The sequence below is a fragment of the Streptococcus australis genome (assembly GCF_019930045.1).
Lineage (GTDB): Bacteria > Bacillota > Bacilli > Lactobacillales > Streptococcaceae > Streptococcus > Streptococcus australis_D.
Genome location: NZ_JAHZQQ010000059.1, coordinates 1 through 9673, shown reverse-complemented (window position 1 = coordinate 9673; position 9673 = coordinate 1). Strand labels below are relative to the sequence as shown.

The window sequence follows — 9673 nt, the reverse complement described above, 5'->3', positions numbered from 1 at the left end:
TGACACACTTGAAAGCTTATTTGATTAACACTCCGCAACTTTACTTGAGTGTTTACACAAAATTATTGACAGAATCACCTTCTTATGTTTAAGTGTATTGTAATGTTTAAGGTCTGTATAAATAAAATCAACATACTGAATGAGATCGACAAATTTCTCATGTTCAACAAAAGCTGTCGTTTCGATTGCAGTATGAAGTCCAACTTCTTTCGCAGCTTTTAAGATTGCTTTGGCAAATTCAAATTGAGCGAAGATTTCTCCACCAGACAGGGTAAGGCCACCACCAGATTCTTCGTAGAAGTCAACGTCTTTTAAGACATCATCTATGATTTCTGTAACTGTTTTTTCTTCTCCCGTGATGGTTTCCTTTTTAGTAACAGCATCCAACATTTTTTCAGGATTTGCGCGCTGGGATTCAGGATTGGAGCACCATGGACAACGCAGGGGACATCCTTTTAGAAATACAGTAGTTCGGATGCCAGGGCCATCATGGATACTAAAGTGTTGGATATTAAAGATTATGCCACGATTTTGTTCCATATTTTTGCTCTCCTATCAATCTAGTAAGTCCATTATACATTATTTAAGAAACTAATTCAATTACGAACGAAAGTTTATTTTGTTTTGAATTCACTCGAAAATTTGCTAAAATAGAGAAGAGGTAAAAAGAATGCAACGTTTAGATGAAATATTGAAATTAGTATCGGAATTTGAAAAGATTGATGTTAATAGCTTGTCTGAGAAATTACAAGTCTCTAAAGTGACCATTCGAAAGGATTTGGACAAGCTAGAATCCAAAGGATTATTGCATAGAGAACACGGCTATGCTGTTTTAAATAGTGGAGATGATATCAATGTTCGATTGTCCTTTCAATATGATACCAAGAAAAGAATAGCCAAGGAAGCTGCTAAATTAATTAAGGATAACGACACGGTTTTGATTGAATCGGGCTCTACATGTGCTTTGCTAGCGGAAGAAATTTGCCAAACAAAAAAGAATGTCAAGATTGTGACAAATTCTTATTTTATTGCAGATTATATTCAGGAATATGATTCTTGTAAAATCATCCTACTTGGTGGTGAATTTCAAAAAGAATCGAGAGTGACTGTAGGTCCGCTTTTGAAAGAATTAATCCGCTCGTTTAGAGTTCCCTTTGCTTTTGTAGGGGTTGACGGATATGATGATGAACTTGGCTTTACTGGGAAAGATATGATGAGAAGTGAAGTTGTTCAAGCTATGTCCGATGTTTCTAAGGAAGTGGTTGTCTTGACAGATTCAAGTAAATTTGGGAAATGTGGAACCGTCAGACGATTTGCACTTTCACAAGTTTCGAGAGTCATAACAGATAAGAATATATCTCAAGAAGCGAAAGAAAAACTTGAGGATTCGCAAACGATTTTAAACTTAGTATAAGAAGGAGAAGTCAATTGAAAGATGAACGGAAAAAGTTACTTGCTAAATTAGCCTATCTATACTATGTTGAAGACAAAAGTCAATCGCAAATCGCAGCAGAAACTGGAATCTACCGTACAACTGTCAGCAGAATGTTAGCGGAGGCTAAAAAAGAGGGAGTTGTAAAAATTGAAATTGAAAATTTTGATACTCGCCTCTTCCATTTAGAAAATTATATCAAACAAAAATATGGCTTGAAAGCTATCGAGATTATACCAAATCTAGTTGATGAGCCACGAGAAAGCCTTGAAAAGCGGCTAGCGCAAGCTAGTGCTGTCATGCTTCGAAATTTGATTGAAGATGGAATGACAGTTGGTTTTTCATGGGGCAAGTCTCTCAGATTAATGGTGGAACAAGTTGGAACTAAGCGTTTGGATGGTGTTCAATTTTATCCCCTAGCTGGAGGTCCCAGTCATATCCATGCTCGCTACCATGTCAATACTCTAATCTACAGTATGGCGAGTAAATTTCATGGAGAATGTCATTTTATAAACGCGAGTGTCATTCAAGAAAATTCTGAGGTAACGGAAGGCATCTTATCTTCTAAGTATTTCGAGGACTTGAAAGCTAGTTGGCGTTGTTTGGATGTTGCTGCTGTAGGGATTGGTGGCCATGCAGATAGCAAGAATCCTCAGTGGTTTGATATGCTAACAACAAATGATTTTAAGAAATTGGAGTCGGAACATGCTGTAGGAGAAGTCTGCTGTCGTTTCTTTGATCAAGAAGGTATCCCCGTTTATCCTGAATTACAGGAAAGAACAATATCTATCACATTGGAGGAATTGAGAAAGGTTCCGAATACCATCTCGTTAGCCTACGGTGATCAAAAAGCAAAAGCAATTTTATCGGTTTTAAAAGCCAACTATATCAATCATTTAGTCACAGATGAAGCGACAATCTTAAAAGTTTTAGAATTAGATGGTGATCAGCAATTTACTAAAAAATAGGACAGCAAGGATGCAGTCCTTATTTTTTTGAGTTGAACAGCACAAATGTGCAAAAACCAAAAACAATAATCAAATGTTGTAGTTTTTATTGACCGGCAAAAATATAAATGGTATATTGACAATAGAAAAAGCGCTTTCATTAGATTTACAAAGGAGTGTAGTGCACATGGAAATAATTGTTGCAGACCAAATTATTATGGGCTTAATTTTAAATGCGGGTGATGCTAAACAGCATATTTACCAAGCTTTATCATATGCTAAGGAGGGTGATTTTACATCTTCTGAAGGCGAAATTGCAAAAGCAGATGCAGCATTGCTAGAAGCGCATAACTTGCAAACAAAATTTTTAGCCCAAGAAGCAGGTGGGACAAAGACAGAGATTACAGCTTTGTTTGTGCACTCACAAGATCACTTAATGACTTCAATCACAGAGATCAACTTGATTAAAGAAATGATTGACTTACGTAAAGAACTTTCAGCGAAACAATAAGGAGGAAAAAGAAAATGAAAATTGGATTGTTTTGTGCAGCAGGATTTTCAACAGGGATGTTGGTAAATAATATGAAGGTGGCAGCTCAGGAATTAGGCATTGACGCTGAAATTGAAGCATATTCTCAAGCGAAATTAGCAGATTTTGCTCCAGAAATAGATGTCGCTTTGTTAGGGCCACAAGTAGCTTATACTTTGGATAAATCAAAAGCAATTTGTGAAGCAAACCATATTCCTATTGCTGTCATTCCTATGGCAGATTATGGAATGCTAGATGGTAAGAAAGTATTAAACCTAGCCCTAGAATTGCTAGGAGAAAAATAAGGAGGCTTCTCATGTCTAATTTTAATTCTCAGAAAATTATCGCTCCAATCATGCGATTTGTAAACATGAAAGGAATCATTGCTCTTAAAGATGGGATGTTAGCAATACTGCCACTAACAGTAGTTGGTAGTTTGTTCTTAATTATTGGGCAATTACCATTTGAAGGGCTTAATCAAGCCATTGCTAGTGTGTTTGGGGATAATTGGATCGAACCTTTTATGCAGGTGTATTCTGGAACATTCGCTATCATGGGGCTAATTTCTTGCTTCTCCATTGGTTATTCTTACGCTAAGAACAGTGGAGTAGAACCCTTGCCAGCGGGAGTTTTGTCCCTGTCTTCATTCTTTATCTTGTTAAAATCTTCTTATGTACCAGCTAAGGGAGAACCGATTGGCGATGCCATTGCAAAAGTATGGTTTGGTGGTCAAGGGATTATCGGGGCCATTATTATTGGTCTGGTAGTTGGTGCAATTTATACTGTGTTTATCCAAAGACACATTGTTATAAAAATGCCAGAACAAGTACCTCAAGCCATTGCCAAACAATTTGAAGCGATGATTCCTGCTTTCGTGATTTTCTTACTATCAATGATTGTCTATATCGTATCAAAAGTAGTGACAAGTGGCGGTACCTTTATTGAAATGATTTATGATGTCATTCAGGTTCCTCTACAAGGTCTCACAGGATCACTTTACGGAGCGATTGGGATTGCTTTCTTTATTTCATTCTTGTGGTGGTTTGGTGTTCATGGCCAATCAGTTGTCAACGGTGTAGTAACAGCCTTGCTACTTTCTAACCTAGATGCAAATAAATCAATGTTGGCGGCTGGGAATTTATCTGTTGAAAATGGTGCCCACATTGTTACCCAACAATTTTTAGATAGCTTTCTTATTTTGTCCGGATCAGGTATAACCTTTGGGTTGGTTGTTGCCATGCTATTTGCTGCTAAGTCAAAACAGTATAAAGCTTTGGGGAAAGTTGCAGCATTTCCTGCAATCTTTAATGTCAATGAACCCGTCGTATTTGGATTTCCAATCGTAATGAACCCAGTTATGTTCCTTCCATTTATTTTGGTTCCAATTTTGGCTGCAATAATTGTTTATGCATCAATTGCTATTGGATTTATGCATCCATTCTCAGGTGTGACTCTTCCTTGGAGTACACCAGCCATTATTTCTGGATTTATGGTTGGAGGTTGGCAAGGTGCTTTCGTTCAAGTGCTAGTTCTTGCGACCTCGACTGTCGTATATTTCCCATTCTTCAAATTCCAAGATAATCTTGCCTATAACAATGAATTACAAGCTGAAAAATAGTGCGTTTATTAGGTATGCACAGATGTGCGACTAGAACAGAATTTATATGTATAATCCATAATTCATTGAAATTCGTAAAATTTAATGCTACTATAGTTACGAAAGAAAACAAAATAATTTCAAAAGAAAGGTTTTGAAAAAATGAAACAAGTAGAAGTAGCAAGTACAAGCATTAAAACAGAATATTTTGGAAGCCTCACTGAACGCATGAATAAGTATCGTGAAGATGTCTTAAACAAGAAGCCTTACATCGATGCTGAACGTGCTGTTCTTGCAACTAAGGCATATGATCGTTATAAGGAACAACCAAATGTTCTTAAACGTGCCTATATGTTGAAAGAGATTCTTGAAAATATGACAATCTATATTGAGGATGAATCCATGATTGCTGGAAACCAAGCATCCTCTAATAAAGATGCTCCAATTTTCCCAGAATATACTTTAGAGTTCGTTCTGAAGGAATTGGATCTTTTTGAAAAGCGGGATGGTGATGTCTTCTATATTACGGAAGAAACGAAAGAACAGCTCCGTAGTATAGCACCGTTCTGGGAAAATAATAACTTACGTGCAAGAGCTGGAGCTCTTCTACCTGAAGAAGTATCTGTCTATATGGAAACAGGATTCTTCGGTATGGAAGGGAAGATGAATTCAGGAGATGCCCACTTAGCAGTCAATTATCAAAAATTATTGCAATATGGCTTGAAAGGTTTTGAAGAAAGAGCTCGCCAAGCTAAAGCAGCCCTAGATCTAACGGATCCAGCTAGCATTGATAAGTACCATTTTTACGATTCTATCTTTATCGTAGTTGATGCAGTGAAGGCTTATGCCCAACGATTTGTAGAATTAGCTAAACAACTTGCTGAAACAGCAACTCCTGAACGCAAGAAGGAATTGCTTGAAATTGCAGAGATTTGCTCAAAAGTTCCATATGAGCCTGCAAGTACATTTGCAGAGGCTGTTCAGTCTGTTTGGTTTATCCAATGTATTCTTCAAATTGAATCAAATGGTCACTCACTTTCATATGGACGTTTTGACCAATATATGTATCCATACGTTAAAGCTGATTTGGAAAGTGGACGGGAAACTGAAGAGAGTATTGTTGAACGCTTGACCAACCTTTGGATCAAGACTATTACAATTAACAAAGTACGTAGTCAAGCACATACCTTCTCATCTGCAGGTAGTCCGCTTTATCAAAACGTTACGATTGGTGGTCAAACACGTGATAAGAAAGATGCCGTCAACCCATTGTCTTATTTGGTGTTGAAGTCAGTTGCTCAAACTCACCTTCCTCAACCAAACTTAACTGTTCGTTATCATGCTGGTCTGGATGCCCGCTTCATGAACGAATGTATTGAAGTTATGAAGCTCGGATTTGGTATGCCTGCTTTCAATAATGATGAGATTATTATTCCATCCTTTATTTCAAAAGGTGTTCTTGAAGAAGATGCTTATGATTACAGTGCAATTGGTTGTGTAGAAACAGCTGTTCCAGGTAAATGGGGATATCGCTGTACAGGTATGAGTTATATGAACTTCCCTAAAGTTTTGCTCATTACGATGAATGACGGAATCGATCCTGCTTCTGGCAAGCGCTTTGCACCAAGCTTTGGTCATTTTAAAGACATGAAGAGCTTCGATGAATTGCAAACTGCTTGGGACAAGACTTTGCGCCACTTAACCCGCATGAGTGTGATCGTAGAAAACTCTATCGACCTATCTCTTGAAAGAGAAGTGCCAGATATCCTCTGTTCAGCTTTGACAGATGACTGTATTGGACGTGGAAAACACCTAAAAGAAGGTGGAGCTGTCTACGATTATATTTCTGGTTTACAAGTGGGTATTGCAAACTTATCCGATTCACTTGCAGCAATCAAGAAACTGGTATTCGAAGAAGGACGCTTAACACCACAAGAGCTATGGCATGCTCTGGAAACCGATTACGAGGGCGAACGTGGAAAAGAAATCCAAGAGATGCTTATCCATGATGCACCGAAGTATGGAAACGATGATGACTATGCGGACAGCTTAGTTCGAGAAGCATACGATATTTATGTGGATGAAATTGCTAAATATCCAAATACTCGATATGGACGTGGGCCAATCGGAGGAATTCGTTACTCAGGTACATCTTCTATTTCAGCCAATGTAGGACAAGGTCGTGGAACATTAGCTACTCCGGACGGTCGTAATGCCGGGACTCCACTTGCAGAAGGATGCTCTCCATCCCACAATATGGACCAACATGGCCCAACATCTGTTCTAAAATCTGTCTCTAAATTGCCAACAGATGAAATTGTTGGTGGTGTTTTACTGAACCAAAAAGTAAACCCACAAACTTTAGCCAAAGAAGAAGATAAATTAAAACTTATTGCTTTACTCCGTACGTTCTTTAATCGTCTACATGGATACCATATTCAATACAATGTGGTTTCTAGAGAAACGTTGTTAGATGCTCAAAAACATCCGGAAAAACACCGTGACTTAATTGTACGTGTTGCTGGCTACTCAGCCTTCTTCAATGTACTATCAAGAGCAACACAAGATGATATTATTGGACGGACAGAGCATACTCTATAGTAAAGAGGTATGTATATGGAATTTATGCTTGATACTTTAAATTTAGATGAGATAAAAAAATGGGCACGAGTGTTACCCCTTGCTGGGGTAACTTCGAACCCAACAATTGCTAAAAAAGAAGGGAACATTGATTTTTTTGATCGTATCCATAAGGTGCGGGAAATCATCGGAGGATCTCCTTCCATCCATGTTCAAGTTGTCGCAAAAGATTATGAAGGAATTTTAAAAGATGCGGCCGAAATTCGAGAACAATGCGATGAAAATACCTATATTAAAGTTCCAGTAACACCTGAAGGACTTGCTGCAATTAAAGTGTTAAAAGCAGAGGGTTACAAAATTACTGCAACAGCAATCTATACTGTTTTTCAAGGACTGTTAGCTATTGAAGCAGGAGCCGACTATTTAGCACCTTACTACAATCGTATGGAAAACTTAAACATTGATTCAGCTCAGGTTATTTCTCAGTTAGCGAGTGCCATAGAGCGTAATCATTCATCAAGCAAAATTCTAGCAGCTTCCTTTAAAAATGTGGCTCAAGTTAATCGAGCATTTAAAGAAGGAACACAAGCAATTACGGCAGGGGCAGATGTCTTTGAAGCAGCTTTTGGAATGCCTTCTATTGCAAAAGCAGTAGATGACTTCGAGGCAGATTGGTCAGCCGTTCATCATAAGAATACAATTTGATAAAGGAGGAGTGTATGAGAAATTTTGCAAGCCCATCCCGTTACATTCAAGGTGAAAATGCTTTATTTGAAAATGCAAAACCTATTTTAGAACTGGGGAGTCATCCCGTTTTACTCTGTGATTCAGTAGTCTATGATATCGTAGGGGAACGTTTTGAAAAGTATCTCCTTCGGTATGGCTTTACAGTCTTGCCAGTGTTCTTCAACGGTGAAGCTTCTGATAATGAAATCAATCGTGTGGTCAGTCTGGCAGAAGAAAATGGCTGTGACTTAGTCATCGGACTTGGTGGAGGAAAGACCATCGATAGTGCAAAAGCCATTGCCGATCTTCTAAAATCACCAGTTGTCATTGCTCCGACCATTGCCTCTACAGATGCTCCGGTTTCAGCCTTGTCAGTTATCTATACGGATGAAGGTGCCTTTGCTCGCTATATCTTCTATTCTAAAAACCCAGAATTGGTCTTGGTGGATAGCAAAGTCATCTCTCAAGCACCAAAACGTTTGCTCGCTTCTGGTATCGCAGATGGCTTAGCGACTTGGGTTGAAGCGCGTGCAGTGATGCAAGCTAACGGAAAAACCATGCTAGGCAAACACCAAACTTTAGCTGGTGTCGCGATTGCGCAACGTTGTGAAGAAATCTTATTTGCAGACGGTCTTCAAGCTATGGCTGCTTGTGAAGCCAAAGTGGTAACGCCTGCTCTTGAAAACATCATCGAAGCCAATACCCTTCTCAGTGGGATTGGATTTGAAAGTGGTGGCTTGGCAGCGGCTCACGCCATCCATAATGGCTTTACGGCCCTCACTGGGGACATCCACCATTTGACTCACGGTGAAAAAGTAGCCTATGGAACCTTGGTTCAATTGTTCTTGGAAAACCGTCCAAAAGAAGAATTGAACAAATACATTCGTTTCTATCAACAAATTGGCATGCCAACGACTCTGAAAGAAATGCATCTTGAAAATGCAAGCTACGAAGATCTTCTCAAGGTTGGCCAACAAGCAACGATTGAAGGAGAAACCATCCATCAAATGCCATTCAAGGTCCAAGCATCTGATATTGCTCAAACGATTGTAGCAGTTGATGCTTATGTCAAGTCCTTAGGCTAATCAAAGAAATATAGAAACCATCGTCTGTTGGCGATGGTTTTTTTGATGGTTGTTCCTTTTCTTTGATCCGAATATTTAAGAGTTCGGGAGATAAATCGAGCTTAGCTGTCATAAGATAGTTTAAATGAAGTACAAGTTGGATCCGATTGTCATTTTAGAAGGTGTATGAAAAAAGGAATTTCCTTTGTGTTTAAACACATTCAGTTTTCACAGTACGCTCTTTGAGTAAGGTATTTCGAGGTTTTGAATGTTTATGAAACTTGAATGACAAGGATGTAAGAATGAACAAACCAATCATCCAAGCGACTAATACTTGAAAAGAATGACTCGTTAAACTAAACTCTGTTTTTGTGAATAATTCAGTATAAGCTCCAAGAAAAGTATATTTAATAAAATTGGCAATATCAGGATTCATTTGAGACAAGTTAGGTCCCATTGCAACAATCAACATAATAGGTAAACCATTCATTTGAGCTTTTGATTGTGTCGAAGAAATTGCAGCAATACATAGATTGATGAGAATAACAGCCATAGCTGTCAACATGACTACCAAACCATACTTTAAATAAATTTTAGAAAGATCGGCCCCTGCAATAATAGGGAACAAAACCATATTCAAAATAGTAATGATGGCTGGATGTATTAAAACTGAGATGAGATATTCATATGGTCGTACACCACTTAGTAAAAGCGTTTTAAGAGATTCTGTCAATAATTTTGTGTAAACACTCAAGTAAAGTTGCGGAGTGTTAATCAAATAAGCTTTCAAGTGTGTCA

The 9673-nt window shown here is 38.2% G+C and carries 9 protein-coding genes and 1 pseudogene; 8 read left to right on the top strand and 2 right to left on the bottom strand.

Translation table 11 applies throughout. From position 1 onward, the window contains the following. Positions 1-75 precede the first annotated feature (75 nt). A pseudogene (locus K1J10_RS09310) lies at positions 76-540 on the bottom strand (4Fe-4S cluster-binding domain-containing protein); the annotation flags it as partial. 130 nt (positions 541-670) lie between these two features. On the opposite strand from K1J10_RS09310, the gene K1J10_RS09305 reads away from it, so the two are divergent. The 8 genes from K1J10_RS09305 (at position 671) to K1J10_RS09270 (ending at position 8896) form a co-directional block, all read left to right on the top strand. Next, positions 671-1414 (top strand): DeoR/GlpR family DNA-binding transcription regulator, encoded by a 744-nt coding sequence (locus K1J10_RS09305; RefSeq protein WP_223357022.1) that lies wholly within the window; start codon positions 671-673, stop codon positions 1412-1414. Positions 1415-1428: 14 nt separating this feature from the next. Next, positions 1429-2400 (top strand): sugar-binding transcriptional regulator, encoded by a 972-nt coding sequence (locus K1J10_RS09300; RefSeq protein ID WP_023022130.1) that lies wholly within the window; start codon positions 1429-1431, stop codon positions 2398-2400. A 166-nt stretch (positions 2401-2566) separates the two neighbouring features. Next, a complete protein-coding gene (locus tag K1J10_RS09295; RefSeq protein WP_135783213.1) occupies positions 2567-2890 on the top strand; it encodes a PTS lactose/cellobiose transporter subunit IIA in 324 nt (107 codons plus the stop codon). A 14-nt stretch (positions 2891-2904) separates the two neighbouring features. Then, positions 2905-3213, top strand: coding sequence for a PTS sugar transporter subunit IIB (locus K1J10_RS09290; protein WP_123159800.1), 309 nt, complete (start codon positions 2905-2907; stop codon positions 3211-3213). A gap of 11 nt (positions 3214-3224) precedes the next feature. Continuing rightward, complete coding sequence (locus K1J10_RS09285; protein WP_223357020.1) at positions 3225-4526, top strand: PTS sugar transporter subunit IIC; 1302 nt, start codon at positions 3225-3227, stop codon at positions 4524-4526. Between the two features lie 141 nt (positions 4527-4667). Continuing rightward, complete coding sequence (locus tag K1J10_RS09280) at positions 4668-7106, top strand: glycyl radical protein (RefSeq protein WP_223357017.1); 2439 nt, start codon at positions 4668-4670, stop codon at positions 7104-7106. 15 nt (positions 7107-7121) lie between these two features. Continuing rightward, complete coding sequence (locus K1J10_RS09275) at positions 7122-7790, top strand: fructose-6-phosphate aldolase (protein WP_135783216.1); 669 nt, start codon at positions 7122-7124, stop codon at positions 7788-7790. Positions 7791-7804: 14 nt separating this feature from the next. After that, positions 7805-8896: a glycerol dehydrogenase gene (locus K1J10_RS09270; protein ID WP_223357016.1), complete on the top strand. Its 1092-nt coding sequence runs from the start codon at positions 7805-7807 to the stop codon at positions 8894-8896. Positions 8897-9086: 190 nt separating this feature from the next. Here K1J10_RS09270 and K1J10_RS09265 read toward each other — a convergent pair. Beyond that, positions 9087-9673 (bottom strand): hypothetical protein (locus K1J10_RS09265; RefSeq protein ID WP_223357014.1); only part of this gene is annotated, 587 nt, incomplete at its 5' end.